Below are 17562 nucleotides of genomic sequence, written 5' to 3' on the forward strand. Positions count from 1 at the left end.
GGGTGCCCCGATCTCCCTTACCGCACGCCCCTGATGAAGGCCACGCAGAGCGTGCCCAGGGTGATGAACCCGATCCCCATGGGGAACAGTACGCCATAGGTCCCCGCGACGCTGACCATGGCGCCGGCCAGCCCGACGCCCAGGGTCTGCGACAGGGTCGTCGTCATGTTGATGATACCAAGGTCCTTTCCCGCATCATCCTGCGACGGCAGCACCTTGGTGATCAGCACATAATCGACCGACCCGAAGCCGCCGAAGCCGGCGCCGATCAGGAAGGAATAGATGACCATGCCCAGGAAGGTGGGGAAGGCGATGGGCACCAGGATGGCTCCCACCATCACGGCGGCACAGATATAGATCAGCGGCCGCGTCACCCCCAGCCGGTCGCTGAGCCAGCCGGCCAGCGGCGTGCCGATGGCGGCTCCCACCATGCCGGCCAGGCCCATGGCCGGCACATTCTTCACGGCGTCCGCGCCCAGCCCGACATAGTCCTGCAGGATGTAGAGCAGATAGACCTTCAGGGGGAAAAAGCCCGTCAGCATCAGGAACCGGCCCAGGAAGGTCCAGCCGAAGGCCGGGTATTTCACGGGATTGACCCAGAAGGTGGAAAGCAGCCTGGACAGGCTGAAAGGTGTTTTCGGCTCCCCGAGATTGGACCGCCGGTTCACGACCACGAAGGTGATGATGGACAGCAGCAGAAGCACGCTGATGACGGCGTAACCCAGCAGCATCTGTTCTGCGAAGGCGGCGCCGAACACCTGCCCGAACAGCACCCCCACCAGATGCGAAAGCCCGATGGCGGCAGAGAAGATGCCGCGCCGGGCCACCGGTACCCGTTCGGGGATATAGACGGTGATGGGTGTGAAGATCAGGTTGGTGCTGACCTGGATCAGCAGCCAATAGATGGCCAGTTCCGTGATGGTTCCGGCCTGGGCCAGCAGCAGGGCCAGCACGATGGTTGCCCCCGCCCCGCCCAGCATCCAGGGCCCCCGCCCGCCGATCCGGCTGCGGGTCCGGTCGCTGAGCGCGCCGGCGACGGGGGCCGTGAACAGTGCGCCGATGGCCCCGATGCCGATGACGAAGGCCAGACCACCGGCGGCCCCATCGGGATCGATCTGCTGCACCTGCAGGGCCAGGAAGACCGATTGCAGGGCCGTCCAGAACAGGAACAGTGAAACCGCGGCAAGCCCAAGCGTGGTCAGCAGGCCGACCAGCCGCAATTCACGCAGGCTTGGTGCTGTCGCCCCCTGGGTGGGGCTACCGGTGCCGGTGGCGGTCTCTTGGCGGGCAACGGACATGGGCACTCCTTGGGCGCGGCGGCAAGGGATCGGGTGTTTGGGGGGCGGACCGGGGCGCCCCCTATCGTCCGTATCGCTCCAGCAGGTTGAACAGGGTCCGGGCTGGCTGTTCGGATGGCAGGTCGTTGATGAACCAGCCCTCATATTCCCCGGCGATGGAGCCCTTGAACCCGTGATCGGCCAGCATGCCGAGCAGTTCCTTGTAGGGGGTGTTCGGCTCCTCGCCAGCCGCGTCGAACATGTGTGCCTTGGCGTGGCAATGCACCGTGTATTTCAGCAGCGGTTCGAAGGTGGAAAGCGGGTTGGTCTGGATCTGCCCCGGCGCGTTCGGCCCCTGCCAGCAGGAGAAGTCGGGCACCAGCCGGAACCAGGGCGAGTCCACGGTTTCCAGCGCTTCCTGATAATAGGCGGGCGGATGCGGGGCGTGTAGTTCCACGCCCCAGATGACGCCGTATTTCTCCAGCGCCGGCAACACGGCGTTGACGAAATCGATCAGTTCGCCCACCGGTTCGGCATTGAAGGCGGGGCGCATGACCCTGGCGCCCAGATATGCCGTCAGGGCGATCATCCGTTTGGCATTATGGATCAGTTCTTCCCAGGTCTGGGGCCGGTCGCTGCGGATATTCTTGCCGAAATAGCAGCTGAAGCAGAAAATCTCCATATCCAGCGAGGCCACCAGTTCCCGGATGGCGGTCAGGTCGTCCAGACTGGGGTTGGGCCAGCCGGGGATATGCTGTTCTGCGATGATCTCCACGCCGTCGCAGCCGATCTCGGCGGCTTTGCGGATAGCGTCGAAGACATTCATCTTGCCGGCATGGATGTCGGCACCGAAGGTGTAAAGGCTGAGGCCGAGTTTCATTTCAACGCATCTCCAGTTCGCCGGTCAGCCGGTAGGGCAGCGTGTCGTTGGGGAAGCCGTAGCTGAAGGTCGTTCGCATATCGATATCGACACCGACCTGATTGCTGGCGGTGACGATGTCGGCCAGTGCCGCGTCGGTCAGCAGCACCTCCGCCACTTCGCCCATGCCCCACCAGATTTCGTGCAGATATTTGGCATGGGCGGCCGGGACCTTTTGCCCGCGCAGGGCGATGAAGGTATCCGGTTCCGGCACCACATGGCCGTTCACGCTGATCTTGATGAACGACACGGTGGACAGATAAGTACCCGTGTACCAGGGGTTGCGGATCAGCAGGCGCCAGCCGTCGGGCGTCCTTTCAATCGCGTTATCGGCGAACAGGTCGCGCTGGCCCACGCGGGAAAAGACGACGATCCCCTGTTTGGCCCTGTCGGCCTGGTTCCGGTTCGTCCGTTGCAACTCGTTGCTCATCGAGCGTGTCTCCTCGGCATGATCTGCGGTTCTCCAATCTGCGCGACGCACGGCACGGGCGGCGCTGGAGATAGGGGAAATCAGGGGGAACCGGCGGAAGGCGCGGATCGGCCGCCGCTTCCGGTGGAAACGGCGTCGCTTGCAACCATGTGGATGATGAACAGGCACCGCCCCGCTGACCAGAGGCGATGCATGCCCTGGTGTGTTTTTCGGGAGTGGGTTCGTCTCATCGCCGCCGGGCAGCCATCCCGTGCGTTCGCTTCATCCTCTGAGTATCAGGCTTTCCACTGGCATGCAAGCGCTCTGATGACAGGCGCACACGTTTTTGACCCGTTTCCTGTTCTTGACAATAACCGGCAGGAATGGCCAGAATCTGCGGAAATCCGTTGGTCGGTGATGGTGTGGCCCTGACTTCGGCGCGCGGTGCGCGCATTCCTTCCCTTCATGGTCCGGCGGGTGAGGCGCCAGGCTTTCAGGGGTCCGGTACTGAAATTGCGGCAATCTAGAATTCTTGCATTCTAGCTTTGGCCCCTGTATGGGTATTCCTGCCGATGCGCGATACAGGCTGTGGGCCTGATGAGGGATGGGGCAGGCCCTGGTGGGCCGGTCCGGCGATCGCGCAGAAGCCTGCTTCCAGACAAAGAGCGACATCGGGCCCTTCCATGGCCGGCACGGACGGTGCGCCGAAACCCCAGTGAAAACAGGAGATGTGATGCGGCGGTTACGCATGGGCTTGATCGGCGGCGGGGCGGGTGCCTTCATCGGCCCGGTTCACCGCATCGCCGCCGAACTGGACCGGGAGATCGAACTGGTGGCTGGTGCCTTCAGCAGCGATCCTGCCCGGTCGCGTCAGGCGGGCGACATCTATCGCATCGACCCCAAACGGGCCTATCCCGACGTGGCGACGATGCTGGCGACGGAGGCGGGCCGCGATGACGGGATCGACTTCGTCACCATCGCATCGCCCAACCATCACCATTTCACGGCGTCGCGCATGGCGTTGCGCGCTGGCGTGGCCGTGATGTGCGACAAGCCGGCCACGGCCACCCTGGCAGAGGCCAAGGAACTGGCCGCCATCATCGCCCGTAGCCGCCGGCCCTATGGCCTGACCTACACCTATTCCGGCTATCCGCTGGTGCGCGAGGCGCGGGCGCGGGTGGCGGCAGGGGCACTGGGGATTGTGCGGAAGGTCTTGGTGGAATATCCGCAGGGCTGGCTGGCCGGTGCCGCCGAAGGCAAGCAGGCGCTGTGGCGCACGGATCCGGCCCAGGCGGGTGAAGGCGGGGCCATCGCCGATATCGGGGTGCATGCCTTTCATCTGGCGGAATTCGTGACGGGACTGCGTGTCACGCAATTGCTGGCCGATCTTGCCGCGGTTGTGCCGGGCCGCGTGCTGGACGATGATTGCCAGGTGCTGCTGCGCTTCAACAATGGTGCGCGGGGCGTGCTGCTGGCCTCCCAGATCATGGTGGGGGAGCGCAACGGTTTGCGCCTGCGTGTCTATGGCGACAAGGCGGGCCTGGACTGGTCGCAGGAACAGCCGAATATTCTGACCTGGCGCCATGGCGACGGGCGGACGGAGATCATTCAGGCGGCCGATGCCGGCCTGGGACCCGATGCGCGCTGGGCCACCCGCACGCCCGGCGGCCATCCGGAGGGCTATCTGGAGGCCTTTGCCAATCTTTACCGCGACTTCGCCCGGCAGTTGCGGGGGGAGGAGGGCAGCTTGCTGCCCGGCATCGATGACGGGCTGCGCGGCATGGCCTTCATCCATCTGGCTGTCACTGCCAGCCGGGCCGGGGCCGGCTGGGTCGAATTCGAGGTGTGAGAGATGCGCACGATCAAGGGACCCGCCATCTTCCTGGCACAGTTCACGGGCGACAAGGCGCCCTTCAACACGCTGGATGCCATCGCCGGCTGGGCAGCCGGGTTGGGCTACAGGGGTGTGCAGATCCCCAGTTGGGATATCCGCCTGTTCGACCTGGAAAAGGCGGCGGGCAGCAAGGATTATTGCGACGAGGTAACGGGTACGCTGGCCCGCCACGGGCTGGTGCTGACGGAACTGTCCACGCACCTGCAGGGGCAGCTGGTGGCGGTGCATCCCGCCTATGACGCTCAGTTCGATGCCTTCGCCCCGCCGGCCGTGCGCGGCAATCCCACGGCGCGGCAGGAATGGGCGGTCGGGCAGATGCGACTGGCGGCCCGCGCCAGCCGCAATCTGGGCCTGATCGCGCACGCCACCTTCTCCGGCGCGCTGGCCTGGCCCTATCTTTATCCCTGGCCGCAGCGGCCGACAGGTCTGGTGGAGGATGCGTTCGCCGAACTGGCCCGCCGCTGGCGGCCGATCCTGGATGCGTTCGACGATGCCGGTGTTGACCTTGCCTATGAGATCCATCCCGGCGAGGATCTGCATGACGGCGTGACGTTCGAGCGGTTCCTGGCGGCGGTGGATAACCATCCGCGCGCCAATATCCTCTATGATCCCAGCCATTTCGTGTTGCAGCAGCTCGATTACCTGGCCTTCCTGGATATCTACCGGGCGCGCATAAAATGCTTTCATGTCAAGGATGCGGAGTTCCGGCCGGATGGCCGGTCCGGCGTCTATGGCGGCTATCAATCCTGGGTCGACCGGCCGGGGCGGTTCCGGTCGCTGGGTGACGGGCAGGTCGATTTCGCGCGCATCTTCGCCAAGATGGCGCAGTATGATTTCACCGGCTGGGCCGTGCTGGAATGGGAATGCGCGTTGAAGCATCCCGAACAAGGGGCGGCCGAGGGCGCGCCTTTCATCGACCGGCACATCATCCGCGTCACCGAACATGCTTTCGACGATTTCGCCGCCGCCGCCGGCGATCGGGCCCTGAACGCGCGGGTCATGGGTATCAAAGCTGCTGTCGATTGACCGGAAAGCGTTCCGGCGGCCCCGAACATGAAGAACTGAAAAGCGAGAGCGTGTTTCCGGTCAGCGGAAACACGCTCCAATGGATCGGAAAAACCGAAGAATGGCTGATTTCGACTATATCGTCGTGGGGGCGGGTTCATCCGGCTGTGTGGTGGCGCGGCGGCTCAGCGATGATCCGGCCAGCCGTGTGCTGCTGGTGGAAGCCGGCGGCACGAACCAGAGCGTCTTCATCAAGATGGCCGCCGGTTTCGCCAGGATCATGGGCAATCCGGACTATTACTGGTCCTTTCCCGTGGTGCCGCAGCCCGGCCGCCGGCCGGAACGGCACAGCTATGGCCGTGGTCTCGGCGGCTCGTCGGCTGTCAACGGCACCTGGTATCTGCGTGGTCAGCCGCGTGATTTCGATGCCTGGCGCGACCGGGGGCTGCCATCCTGGGGTTGGAACGCCATCCAGGAATCCTATCGCCGGATCGAGGATTACCGGGCCCCCGGCGCGGACCGGTCACGCGGGTTCGACGGGCCGCAGCAGATAACCCAGGCCACATACCGGGGACAGGTGTTCGACGCCATCGTCGGTGCCTGCCAGGAAATGGGCATTCCCTGGACGGAAGATATCTGCACACCTTCGGTGGAAGGGGTGGGGCGCACACAATATACCGTGAACCGCCGGGGGCAGCGTGCATCGGCCTATGAATCCTTCCTGGCGCCCGTGCGCAACCGCCCCAACCTGTCCATCGTCACCGATTGCCTGGTGAAGCGGGTGGTGGTCCAAGGGGGGCGTGCCATTGCCATCGAATGCGAGCGGGGCGGCGAAATCCTGCGCCATACGGCGGGGCGCGATATTGTGCTGTCGGCCGGTGTCTACCGCTCACCCCAGCTTCTGATGCTGTCGGGCATCGGGCCGGGGGCGCATCTGGCGCAGCAGGGCGTTCCGGTCCTGCACGATTTGCCGGCGGTGGGGGCGAACTGGAGCGACCATCAGAAGATGGGCATCTCCTACGATCTGCGAAACCACCCTGGCCTGAACCGCGAATTCCGCGGTTGGCGGCTGCCGCGCAATGCTCTGCGCTATTCCCTGACGGGCACGGGGCCGCTGGCGCGGGTCGGCATGCCGGTCACGGCCCTGGTGTCAGGGGAAGGAGCGCCCGCCGACTGGCCCGACATGCAGCTTGCGGCCTCTCCCTTCGCCATGCGCACCGTCAAGGAAATGGCCGCCAATCCCGGCAGCCCGATCTCCGACAAGCCGGGCATCACCTTCGCCGGCTTCCACCTGCGGCCCAAGGGGCGCGGCACGGTGCGACTGGCCAGCGCCGATTACCGTGACGCCCCCATCGTCGATCCCCGCTTCTGGCAGGAGGAGGAGGATCAGCGCAAGGCGCTGGAACTGTTCGGCCTGCTGCGCCGGATGGCGGGGGCCAAGGCACTGGCGCGATTTGTCGGGGAGGAGCGGCAGCCCGGCCCCGCCTGTCAAAGCGGGGCGGAGATCATCACCGAGTTGCGCGGCATGACCGATCCGGGCCTGCATGGGACAGGCACATGCTCCATGGGCGTCGATCCCGACACATCTGTGGTGGATGATGCCTGCCGCGTGCATGGGGTCGGGGGCTTGCGGGTGGTGGATTGTTCCATCATGCCCATGCCCGTATCGGGCAACACCAACGGTCCGGCCATGGCCATTGGCCAGCGGGCGGCGGAACTGATCCTGCGGCGGGGGTGACGGGAAAACGGCCTGCGATGATCGCGGGCCGTGCAGACCTGCATCGTCCATCTCCTGCGCCACAGCATGGAATTCGCGTCATGGAAGGACCGCAAGCCGGTCGCTGCTGCGCTCAAGCAGGTTTACGACGCTTTGGAGGACAAGGCCGCCTAAGCGGCGCGGGCGGTGTTCGAGGAAGACCCTTGGGGCCAGCAATATGAGGCCATCGGCAAGGCTTGGCGCCGGCACTGGTAGGAAGTCATCTCCTTCTTTTCCTTTCATCGTATGATTAGGTACATGCTATATAAAAATAAATGCCTTCGGGGCCCTGAATTCAAAGCTCCGCCGTTCCATGGGACATGATGATTTTTCTGTTCGGCGAAAAGATCACAAAGCCGATAAACACCTGATTTCAGAACACCTAGCCGAGCGCGGAATTCCTGATACTCCCAAGAAGCCGGTTGACTCGTCTCCATCAACTATGACAATGGCGGACACTACAAATCAGTGAGATGAAATCATGCCTGTGCCGGATGAGCAACCTGACCTTGCACTGGTTGAAGGTTATCTAACTAGAAAGGGTATCATTGCCAGCCGCTTCCCCCTTTCTGCAACACAGAAAGGAAAGACACCGGATTTCCGGGTGATGCGGGACAATCAGCTGATCGCATATTGCGAAGTGAAATCGCCCAATGATCCATGGTTGGACACGCTGTTGGAGGAAGCGTCACCCGGCACCATTGTCGGTGGCCTGCGGAATGATCCAATCTTTAATCGGCTGGCTCGAACTCTTGATGAAGTCAGCCGAGCAGTTCGAGGCCGTCAACCCGGGACGTAGCGCTTTCAACATCCTCGCCTATGTTAACCATGACGTTGCATGTGGTTTCGCCGACCTGCGTGAAACGGTGACGGGTTATTTCTATGCCGAAGGCGGTGGAAGATACGCGACCATGGTTCATCTAGCCGAGGGTCGCCTGCGCGAGCCAAAGCGAAAGATAGATGCTATTCTGTGGTTTGAAGCTAAAGAACAGCGGATGGTGGCCGCGATGGTCAACTATGACGACCCGATCCGGGAACAGCAGGTTCGTACATTGCTGAACCTACCAAGGAAATAACCAGGCGGCTATCGCCATCAGGTATACTTACTTTGGCAATGTGGCCCACCGATAAAGAGAGATTTCGCATTCCCTCAACTGGGAGGTGCCATCCGGCGCCATCCGGCGGCTTTCACGCGACACGAGGCGCGGGCGTTCAACGCGCCAACCAAGCTACAATGAGTTCCACTCATCGCAGCTTGGTATAGAATACACACCGGACTTTAGCAGAATGCTATGCGCCGGGTACCGCAATCAGAACCTGAACCCGGCCCGCACGCCGAAGGTGCGCGGATCGGAGATCTGGGCCGTGCCATCGGTCATGGCCGGATAATTGGCGGACAGGGCGACGCTGCCCAGGGCGATGTCGTTTTCCAGGTTCTTGGCATAGGCCTGGATATAGTAACGGTCGCCGGGGGCGTTGTAGGTGGCCGTCAGGTCGGTGCGGGTGAAACTGGGCTGACGGAAGAAGTTGCGCAACGCGGTATTGATCAGGTGATAGCCGCCGCTGATCCGCGACCGCGCCCCCAGCACCAGCGACCCTTCACCCACCGGCAGCGTATGGTCATAGCCCAGGGTAGCGGTCCATTTCGGCGACCTGTCCAATTGCTCGCCCTTCAGATTGACGCCGGGGGAGACCAGATAATCCGTGTAACGGGCGTTCAGCCAGGCCAGTGACAGGTTGAAACGGTTGCGCGCGTCGGGCTGGGCCAGCGCCTCGACTTCCACGCCGTCGATCTTGGCCTTGCCGGCATTGCTGGTCACAAGACACGGCGCCCCGTCGCAATAGGTGGCGGAAATCTGGCTGAGCTGCAGGTTGGAATAATCATAGTGGAAATAGGCGCCGGTCAGGCGGACCTTGCGGTCGGCCAGGCTGGTCTTCACCCCCGCCTCATAGGCGGTCAGGGTTTCAGGTGAATAGAACAGGTCGCCGGCGGGAACCGGGGCATTGCAGTTCTGCTGCCCGGCCAGACAGCCCTCGTTGAAGCCGCCGGCCTTGTAGCCTGTGGAGACATTGCCATAGAGCATTGTCTCTTCGGTCAGATCGTAATCCAGGCCCGCCCGCCAGGTCAGCTTGGTATAGCTGACGGCGGCATTGTTTAGCGAATCCCGCTGGCCACGCGGGTTGGTGGTTCCCGGCTGGGTCGCGGGGGTAAAATCCAGAGGATCGCCGACGTTGGCATGGTTGATGGTGGCGCCGACGCGCGACTTGTCATCGCTGGTATGGCGCAACCCGCCCGTGACGCGCAGATCGTCGGTCAGGCTGAAGGTCGCCTGCCCGAAGAAGCCCAGGGTCTTGGAGATGGTCGGGTCCTGCGGGAAGCCATAAACATAGCCCCGCTGGCCCGGCATGAAGCCGCGCGTGCCGAACAGCAGGAATTCCACGCCCGACTGTTCACGGAAATAATAGACGCCACCCTGCGCCAGCAGGCGGTCGGTCTGATAGGCGAAGCGCAGTTCATGGGATTGCTGTTCGTAATCGCCATTGAATGTTGCCTCCAGCGGCACCCGCGCGCCCGGCGGCGGCAGGCCCGGCAGGGCCTGATAGGTCAGGCCGACATAACCGCGCTGCAGCTCGTCGCGCGTGAATTCACGATATGACCCCAGATAGGTGGCGGTCAGGTTTTCAACGATATCGACCTCCAGCTCGCCATGGATGCCCCAGGTGCTGTTATCGGCGGTCGATTTGCGGTTCTGGGTGAAGCCCAGGCTGCGCAGTTCCCGGGACGATTGATTGGAGAGGCGGACGGGCGTGGCGCCGCGCTGTCCGTTCGGGGCCGCCGTGATGGGCATCTGAAAGAAGTTGGACAGGGCCACCCCGGTCTGGGGGTTGCCCTTCATCGTGCTGGTGTCGCCCTTCACGTAAAGCCGCACGCGCTCCCCGATATCGGCCTTGGCGCTGAGCCGGAAGGACAGGTCCTTCTTTCCGGGGTCGAGGGAGGCGGTCGACGCCCCCTCATACAGGTAGCTGTCGCGGTAATTGTAGTTGGCGGCGGCACGGATGGCGATATTGTCATCCACCGGCACATTCACCATGGCAGAGGCCTGCAAAGTGTCGTAGCTGCCATAGGTGAGGTCGCCCGACGCCTGGAACTTGTCCTTGGGACGGGCGGAGATCAGGTTGACCAGGCCGGCCGTGGTGTTGCGCCCGTAAAGCGTGCCCTGCGGGCCGCGCAGCACCTCCACCCGTTCGAGGTCGAAGAAGCTGACCTCCTGTGCCTGTGGCCGCGCGATATAGACGCCATCCACCAGGAAGGCGGCGGATGGATCGCCCTTTTCACTGTTGTCCGTGCTGGAAACACCGCGGATGGTAATCTGCACGCCCGCCCCATTGACGCGGTCGATGGTCAGGTTGGGTACGGCGTCGGCCAGGTTGGTCGGATCGCTGATGCCCTGGTCACGCAAATTGTCGGCGCTGACGGCGGAAACGGAAACGGGTGTCTTGGACAACAGCGTTTCCGCACGCACGGCGGTAACCACGATCTCTTCCAGTACGAATTCCCCAAGCCCGGCATTCGCCGGGGCGACCGTCTGTGCAAGGGCACCAGAAGCAGGCAGCCCGGTCAGCAAGGCCGTGCCGGCCAGCAGGAATTTCTTCATGAATACCTCCCCAAGGTCTTTATTTGTCGTCGATTGCTTGTTTCAGCAGGCGAGACGATGGCTGGCTGTTGCCGTCGATCCTGCCCTGATCGTTGTCAAACGCGGGGCGCTGCGCTGCGCGGAGGCAAGGCATCCCCGTCCAGCGCCCGGTGAAGCATCCGGATGCCGGCTTGTGACGGTTGGATTTTGCGGATTTTGCGGGTCGCGATGGCTGTTTCGCGGTCCGCGGCGATTTCAGAAGGCTGGTTCCGCGCCGACGCTGTCGGATGCGTATGCGTGGGCCTTGCGGACCAGCCAGGCGACCATTTTCACCTCTTCCTGGTTGCGGGGTGCATAGATCATCACGGTGTCGGGCGACACGGTGGGATAACCGGCCAACGGGTGCGGTTCCGCCCACCCTTTGGCGATGGCCTCGCTGCGCAGCGGCTCGGGCAGCACGGTATGCAGGCTGCCATCATCCTCCAGATGGACATGGGCGAATTCATGGCCCAACAGGAAAGCCCGTGGCCGTTCCTGCGGCCGCCCGTGGCGCAGATACAGGCCGACGGTTCCAGGCGGGGCGCGCCGGCTGCCACCTGTTTCCACGCCGGGCAGGGCGTACAATGCGGTCAGCAGCAACTGTCCCCATTGTCGCCGGTCCGCCGGGATCTGGTCGATCTGGCTGTGAGGCGCGTGGGGCGTGGTGCGGGGCCGGGGGCCATATCGTGCGGATAACCCGTCTTCATCTGTGGCAATCACATCCATGGCTGCATCCTGATGGCTTGGTATTGGTGATGGCGATGCCGCCGCTCAAGTGTCAACACCTTGTGGGCGACGGTTCAGTCGGGCAGGATCACGCATTCGACCCGTCCGCCGGGCATGCCACGCACGCGGATGGTCAGGGCGGAGGGGCCGGCCGGATCGGCAATGGTCAGCGCGCCGCGCACCGCCTCCACATAAAGGTTCAACTGCACCGGCAGATAACGACGGTCGAGATAGGCCAGCGCCTTGCCGGCGATATCGGCGATCTTTTCCGCAATGAACAGGGCCGCCGCGGCCGCATCCCGCTTCTCGCAGGCCTCCAGCAGTGGCTGGAACCCGTTTTCCAGCGGGTAGGGTGGCGGGTTTCCTGCCACCTCGTGCAGGGCGCGGAACATGGCCAGCCGGTCCAGAAGATCGTTGATCATCTGGGTCACATGGCGCCCGCCACGACTGCACAGCGTGCTGATCAGCCGGCGGAATGCCAACCGCCGGCGCGTGGCGCCCCGTGCGCTCTGGGCCAGTTCCGGGGCCGCTTCGATCCGGGCCACGGCGCGGCGGACAATGGCCATGTCCGCTTCCGTCAACCGGTCCGCCCCGGCCCGGATGGCCAGGGCCGCGTTCAGTGTCAACAGGGAGAAGACCTGTTCCAGATCGTCGATGGAATAGCTGACGACCCGGCCCTGCTGGTTGGTTTCCGCCTCGATCAATCCTTCCTGCTGCAACATGCGCAGCGCCTCGCGCACCGGCCCCCGGCTCGTGTCGAAATCCAGGGCCAGCTGCACCTGTGAGAGCGGCTGGCCGCCCTTCAGCTTGCCGGACAGGATCATCCGCCGCAGGCGTCGATAGACCGAGGCGACATTCTCGCGGGATGGGGGGGAGGCGCGTTCATTCATGATGCAAACCATTCTAGCAAGATTTGTCGACAGCGCAATGCCAAACTGTTGACACCTTGGGCGTCGTCTGCACATTGTACCGGCATAACGATCCAAGCAGGGAGGATGATATGCCGACGGATGCACTGGCCGTCTGGGCGACGATGGAGGCACATCCGGGCCGGGAGGATGCCGCGCGCGTCTTCCTGACGGAGGCCGCACGGCGCCTGCAGGCCGAGCCCGGCACCACCAGTTTCCGCGCCATGGATCTGGGCGGCGGCCGGTTCGCCATCTTCAACACCTTCACCGATGAGGATGCGTTCAAGGCCCATGTCGGGGGAGAGGTGGCGCGCTGGGTGCAGGAAAGCAGGGAGGACCTGTTCATCGAACCCTATGCCATCACCCTGTGCCGCACCTTCGCCGCCAAGGGGGATGTTCCATGAATATTGTGCCGGATTGCGATGTCCTGGTTGTCGGTGCCGGCCCCACGGGCCTGATGGCGGCGTGCCTGCTGGTGCGCAGCGGCGTCAGGGTCCGCATCATCGAGCGGCGGGAGGAACCGACGCGCGAATCCCGGGCCTTCGCGGTTCAGGCCCGTAGCCTGGAACTGTTGCAGTCCATGGGGCTGGCCGACCGTTTCCTGGCCCGCGGCGTCATCGCCGGCTCGGTGAACCTGCATGTGAGGGGACCGTTCCGGGGTGGATTGAACTTTGACCTGGCGCGCACCGGCGACACGCCATTTCCCTTCATCCTGATGATCCCGCAATCGGAAACGGAAGCGCTGCTGATCCAGGACCTGGAGGAACAGGGCGTCCGTGTCGAGCGAGGGCAGCAATTGCTGAACCTTGTGCAGGATGGCGATGGGGTCAGTGCCCATGTCACGGCCCCGGGCGGGACGGTGGATGAAATCCGCAGCCATTTCATCATCGGCGCCGACGGATCGCGCAGCGTGGTGCGCGAGGCGTCGGGGATCGGCTGGGACGGGGAAATGCTGCCCCAGCGTTTCCTGCTGGCCGATTGCAAGGTGGAATGGCCGCTGGACCATCACCGGTTCCGCGTCTTCATCAATGGCAGGCGCATCGGCCTGTTCCTGCCCCTTTATGGCAGCCAATTGTCGCGGGTGATGGCCACCGACCTTTCCGGCGGCTTCGGGGACGGGGAGGCGGCGCAACCGCCGCCGCTGGATCTGAAGGAGATGCAGGAGGGGATGTCGGCCGCCATCAACATGCCCATCACGCTGAGCAACCCGGCCTGGATCACCCGCTATCGCGCCCATCACCGGTTCGTGGACCGCTATCGCTCGGGCCGCGCCTTCGTGGCCGGCGACGCGGCCCATATCCATTCACCGGCAGGCGGGCAGGGGATGAATACCGGCCTGCAGGATGCGGCGAACCTGGCCTGGAAACTGGCCACCGTCCTGCGCGGCGGCAATGCCGGGCTGCTGGACACCTATGACGGGGAGCGCCGGCCCGTGGGTGAGAAGGTGGTGAAAAGCACGGGCCGCCTGTTCGCCGCCGCCGCCGGCCAGGCCGGGTTGAAGGCGGCGCTGCGCGACCTGATCCTGCCGCTGGCACTGAAGATCATCTCCCGCGCGCGGCCGATCCAGACCAAGGCCTTCCGCCGCCTGTCGCAGCGCGACATCGCCTATCCCGCCGGCACGGCGGCTGTGGCGGCCGACAAGACCGGCTGGAGGAAGGGACCGGCGCCAGGCGCGCGGGCACCCAACGCCGCCTTGCGGCCGGGGCGGGAGATATTCGACCTGCTGGCCGGTTACCGGATGACGGTGCTGGCCCTGTCGCGCAAGCCGCTGGAGGCACGGCAGATCGAGCATCTGAACCAGTCGCTGACCGGTCTGGCGTCGGATCGTCGCGGTGTGTCCACACATCTGGTGGCCCGCCAGGATTTCGGCATGGGTCAGGGGGTGGAGTTCACCTCCCTGCCGGATGTCTTCGAGCGTTACGGTGTGGGGCTGCGCGATGGCCAGGCCCTTTACATCATCCGTCCCGACGGGTATGTGGCCTGGCGCAGCCCGACCTTGAACATCCAGGGGGCGGCGGCCTTCCTGGCGGACATGGCAGGCGGTTGAACGACACCCGGACCGTCCCCCGCCCCGCCGCATGACAAGGGGGATGCCTCCCTTGTCATGCATGGGCACCCGTGCGCCGGAAGAAGCGGATCGCCTGATAGAAGAACAGGGCGGCACCGATGGCGCAGGGCACGCACAGGGCGGCGATGGCGATGCCCAGCTGGCTTTCCCCACCCAGGGAGGCGCTGACCAGGGCGATCAGGGGCGGGGCCGTGGCACCGGCGAAGATGGCCGTCAGCAGGGTATTGGTGCCCAGCGCCAGGCCGCGCACCTCGTTGGGAATGTTCAAGGTGATGGCGATGACACCCAGCGTGGCGACAACGGCACCGGCGAAAATATGCGCCGTCAGCATCACCGCGAAGATCGGCACGCCCGGCGCCATGCCGAACAGAGACAGGGGGGCGATGGCCAGGGCCGCCACCACCGCCGGCACCAGCACCCCGGCCCGGCCGCCACGACGCTGGCCCAGCTTGCCCAGCCAGCCGCTGCCGGCTGCACCGGCAATGCCGCCGATCAGCAGCACAGCACTCAGCCAGCCTGCGAACTGTCCTGGCGACAGGTGGTAATTGCGGATCAGCATGGGCGTGGCCCAGACCGATGCCGCCTGGATCGTCACCTGGCTCAACAACAGGGCGATGATCAGGGGCAGCAGGAAGCCCCGATACTGCCAGAGTTCCCGCAGGGCCACGGATGTCTTGCCGCTCCGGTCCTGCTGTTCCTGTCGCGCCGGCTCGCGCACGGGGGTCAGCAGCAACAGGATGGCCACGCCCAGGATGGCGGCGCCCAGATAGAGCAGGCGCCAGGGCGGCAACCCGAACAGCAGACCGGGGTCCACATCATGCCAGCGGGTCAGCGCGTCGAAGGCAAGGCCGCCGGCCAGGATGCCGATACCCTGGCCCGTCGCCTGCCCCACCACCAGCAGGCTGGTGGCCACCGACCGCCGCTCCGGCGGATAAAGGTCGGCGGCCAGGGAAAAGGCGGCCGGGACCAGCAGGGCGGCATTGGCCCCCATGACGACACGTCCCACCACCAGCGACAGGAAATTGGGTGCCAGGCCGGTGACGATCATGGCGATGATCCAGGACACCAGGCCCCAGAACAGCAGCCGCATGCGCACCTTCCGGTCAATCAGCCGGCCGCTGGGGATCGACGCGATGCCCAGCGCCAGTCCGAAGGCCGTACCCTGCAAAAGGCCGACCTGCAGGTCGGTCAGGGACATGTCACGCTTCATCGGCTCGATCAGGAGCGTGGTCAGCGTGATGTCCATCGACAGGAAGAAGCCCAGGATGGACAAGGCCAGCAGGGCATAGCGGGCCCGGGCCGGCGAGGGGAAATCGGGACGCGCGAGGGCGGGGTAGCTCATTTATGACGCTCGAAACGCAGGCGCAGGGTGCGGCCGGTGGTCAGGCGGAAGCCCCTATCGTCGAATTCCAGCGTGGCGGCCAGAGGCAGCGGCCCGGCGCCGCGCGCTTCCCAGAGATCGGTGGCCACGGGGGTGAGATTGTAGATGAAGGACCCGATGGCATTGCGTAGGATGAGGCGCGGCACCTCTTCCCCCGATCCGGCGATGATGGCGCTGATGCCGGCGGCGGCGCTGCCATAGTCGCCCAGGATCGGGGCGGCATCCTGCCCTTGCGCCGGGGCGACGCGGGTCAGAATCTCGCGTTGCCCGAACTCCGTAACGTCCAGCGACGCGCCGCCATCGATGGGGCGCAGGCGCATGTCGGTGGGCACGATGGGCAGGCTGAGCCAGCCGTCGCCGGCGCATTTGGCCGGCAGGGCCATGCCGCCCAGGCGAATGGCCTGCCGGCCCTCATGCGCCACCAGGGTCAGCTTGCGGCCGGTATCGGGGTTGTAATAATCCCCCTCAACCGGCACGCCCTCGGCGTCGCCGGGCAGGGGCGGCAGGCCGGGGATGCAGCGGTCGATGATGTCATCGACCAGCTTGTACAGTTCCAGGCTGCTGCGGCCGTTGGAGATGATGATGATGTCCAGCTCATGCCCAAGCACTTTCAGCATCTGGCTGGAACCGCCGACGACCGCACCGGCATGATGCACGGTGTCCAGCCCCCGATGCTGGTTCATGGTCAGGCCCAGGCCATAGCCATGGGTGGCGTGCGGGGTGCGCATCGCCGCCCATGTGGCCTCGCTGCCGACCACAGGCGCGCTCATATGCTTCAGCCAGAGCAGCATGTCGTTGATTGTGGAGACGATGCCGCCTTCCCCGCCGATGGGGGAGCCGAACACGCCGCGCATGTAGCCACCGTTGGGGCTGGGCACGTGCAGGGTGGCGCTGTTGGGCACCAGATCGGTGTCGAGCGCCCGCACCAGCGTGTCATGCATGCCCACCGGCGTGAAGATGCGTTCACGCAGGAAGCTGGCGAAATCCTGTCCGCCCAGCCGTGTCACGATCTCCGCCAGCAGGACGTAACCGCCATTATTGTAGCTCCAACTGGTGCCGGCTGCGAAATTCACGCTGTCCAGGGCCGCCAGCATCCTGAACTGGAAATCGGATGCGGTCGCTATGCCGGGGCCGGCCGCATGCAGCAGCAGGTCCAGGCTGTCACGCATGCCGCTGGTATGGGCCATCAACTGGCGAACCGTCATGGTATCGGCCCAGGCCGGCAGTTCCGGCAGATGCCGGCGCACACTGTCATCGATGGACAGCCTGCCTTCCTCCGCCAGCAGCATGACGGCCAGCACGCAGAAATGCTTGCTGGTGGAGCCGATGCGCATGCGGATGGTGGGAGAGAGCGTGACCGGCAGCTCGATGCTGGCCATGCCGACCCCGCGCCGGTAGACGGGCTTGCCCTGCAGCGCAACACCCACCGCGAAGCCGGGGGCATTGGTGGTGTCATAGGGTGCCAGAAGCGCGTCGAGCGCCGCAGGCTCGATCCGGGCCTGGACTGTCATCTGTCTCTCCTGATCCTGTCTTCGTGAATGCGCC

General features: G+C 64.7%; 14 protein-coding genes and 1 pseudogene. 7 read left to right on the plus strand and 8 right to left on the minus strand.

The annotated features are described in order from the left end of the window. Nucleotides 1–17 precede the first annotated feature (17 nt). The 3 genes from ABC728_RS03080 to ABC728_RS03090 all read right to left on the minus strand — a co-directional run bounded on the left by ABC728_RS03080 (nucleotide 18) and on the right by ABC728_RS03090 (nucleotide 2626). Nucleotides 18–1298, minus strand: a complete 1281-nt coding sequence (locus ABC728_RS03080) for an MFS transporter (RefSeq protein WP_416619692.1) — start codon at nucleotides 1296–1298, stop codon at nucleotides 18–20. Between the two features lie 61 nt (nucleotides 1299–1359). Further along, nucleotides 1360–2157 carry a sugar phosphate isomerase/epimerase family protein gene (locus ABC728_RS03085; protein ID WP_416619691.1) on the minus strand — a complete coding sequence of 266 codons (798 nt, stop codon included), beginning with the start codon at nucleotides 2155–2157 and terminating at the stop codon, nucleotides 1360–1362. A gap of 1 nt (nucleotide 2158) precedes the next feature. Beyond that, complete coding sequence (locus ABC728_RS03090; RefSeq protein WP_416619690.1) at nucleotides 2159–2626, minus strand: C-glycoside deglycosidase beta subunit domain-containing protein; 468 nt, start codon at nucleotides 2624–2626, stop codon at nucleotides 2159–2161. A 712-nt stretch (nucleotides 2627–3338) separates the two neighbouring features. On the opposite strand from ABC728_RS03090, the gene ABC728_RS03095 reads away from it, so the two are divergent. The 5 genes and pseudogenes from ABC728_RS03095 (at nucleotide 3339) to ABC728_RS03115 (ending at nucleotide 8336) form a co-directional block, all read left to right on the plus strand. Continuing rightward, nucleotides 3339–4454, plus strand: coding sequence for a Gfo/Idh/MocA family protein (locus ABC728_RS03095; protein ID WP_416619689.1), 1116 nt, complete (start codon nucleotides 3339–3341; stop codon nucleotides 4452–4454). 3 nt (nucleotides 4455–4457) lie between these two features. Further along, a complete protein-coding gene (locus ABC728_RS03100; RefSeq protein WP_416619688.1) occupies nucleotides 4458–5525 on the plus strand; it encodes a sugar phosphate isomerase/epimerase family protein in 1068 nt (355 codons plus the stop codon). Nucleotides 5526–5625: 100 nt separating this feature from the next. Further along, nucleotides 5626–7242 carry a GMC family oxidoreductase gene (locus ABC728_RS03105; protein WP_416619687.1) on the plus strand — a complete coding sequence of 539 codons (1617 nt, stop codon included), beginning with the start codon at nucleotides 5626–5628 and terminating at the stop codon, nucleotides 7240–7242. A 30-nt stretch (nucleotides 7243–7272) separates the two neighbouring features. Then, nucleotides 7273–7576: pseudogene (locus ABC728_RS03110) on the plus strand (transposase); the annotation flags it as partial. Between the two features lie 403 nt (nucleotides 7577–7979). Next, the gene (locus ABC728_RS03115) at nucleotides 7980–8336 is read left to right on the plus strand and encodes a hypothetical protein (protein ID WP_445376261.1); all 357 of its coding nucleotides are present in this window, start codon (nucleotides 7980–7982) and stop codon (nucleotides 8334–8336) included. A 234-nt stretch (nucleotides 8337–8570) separates the two neighbouring features. On the opposite strand, the gene ABC728_RS03120 is transcribed toward ABC728_RS03115, so the two are convergent. The 3 genes from ABC728_RS03120 to ABC728_RS03130 all read right to left on the minus strand — a co-directional run bounded on the left by ABC728_RS03120 (nucleotide 8571) and on the right by ABC728_RS03130 (nucleotide 12550). Continuing rightward, complete coding sequence (locus tag ABC728_RS03120) at nucleotides 8571–10916, minus strand: TonB-dependent receptor (RefSeq protein ID WP_416619685.1); 2346 nt, start codon at nucleotides 10914–10916, stop codon at nucleotides 8571–8573. Nucleotides 10917–11150: 234 nt separating this feature from the next. Beyond that, nucleotides 11151–11660 (minus strand): luciferase domain-containing protein, encoded by a 510-nt coding sequence (locus ABC728_RS03125; RefSeq protein ID WP_416619684.1) that lies wholly within the window; start codon nucleotides 11658–11660, stop codon nucleotides 11151–11153. A 74-nt stretch (nucleotides 11661–11734) separates the two neighbouring features. Next, nucleotides 11735–12550: a GntR family transcriptional regulator gene (locus ABC728_RS03130; RefSeq protein ID WP_416619683.1), complete on the minus strand. Its 816-nt coding sequence runs from the start codon at nucleotides 12548–12550 to the stop codon at nucleotides 11735–11737. A gap of 110 nt (nucleotides 12551–12660) precedes the next feature. Here ABC728_RS03130 and ABC728_RS03135 point away from each other — a divergent pair, with 110 nt between their 5' ends. Next, nucleotides 12661–12972: a putative quinol monooxygenase gene (locus ABC728_RS03135; RefSeq protein ID WP_416619682.1), complete on the plus strand. Its 312-nt coding sequence runs from the start codon at nucleotides 12661–12663 to the stop codon at nucleotides 12970–12972. Beyond that, complete coding sequence (locus tag ABC728_RS03140; RefSeq protein WP_416619681.1) at nucleotides 12969–14615, plus strand: FAD-dependent monooxygenase; 1647 nt, start codon at nucleotides 12969–12971, stop codon at nucleotides 14613–14615. Before ABC728_RS03135 ends, ABC728_RS03140 begins: the two co-directional genes overlap by 4 nt. 55 nt (nucleotides 14616–14670) lie before the next feature. Here the strand turns inward: ABC728_RS03140 and ABC728_RS03145 are convergent, their stop codons facing one another. Continuing rightward, nucleotides 14671–15978 carry an MFS transporter gene (locus ABC728_RS03145; RefSeq protein ID WP_416619680.1) on the minus strand — a complete coding sequence of 436 codons (1308 nt, stop codon included), beginning with the start codon at nucleotides 15976–15978 and terminating at the stop codon, nucleotides 14671–14673. Next, nucleotides 15975–17528: a serine hydrolase domain-containing protein gene (locus ABC728_RS03150; RefSeq protein ID WP_416619679.1), complete on the minus strand. Its 1554-nt coding sequence runs from the start codon at nucleotides 17526–17528 to the stop codon at nucleotides 15975–15977. Before ABC728_RS03150 ends, ABC728_RS03145 begins: the two co-directional genes overlap by 4 nt. Between the last annotated feature and the right edge of the window lie 34 nt (nucleotides 17529–17562).

The organism is Niveispirillum fermenti, from assembly GCF_052474395.1.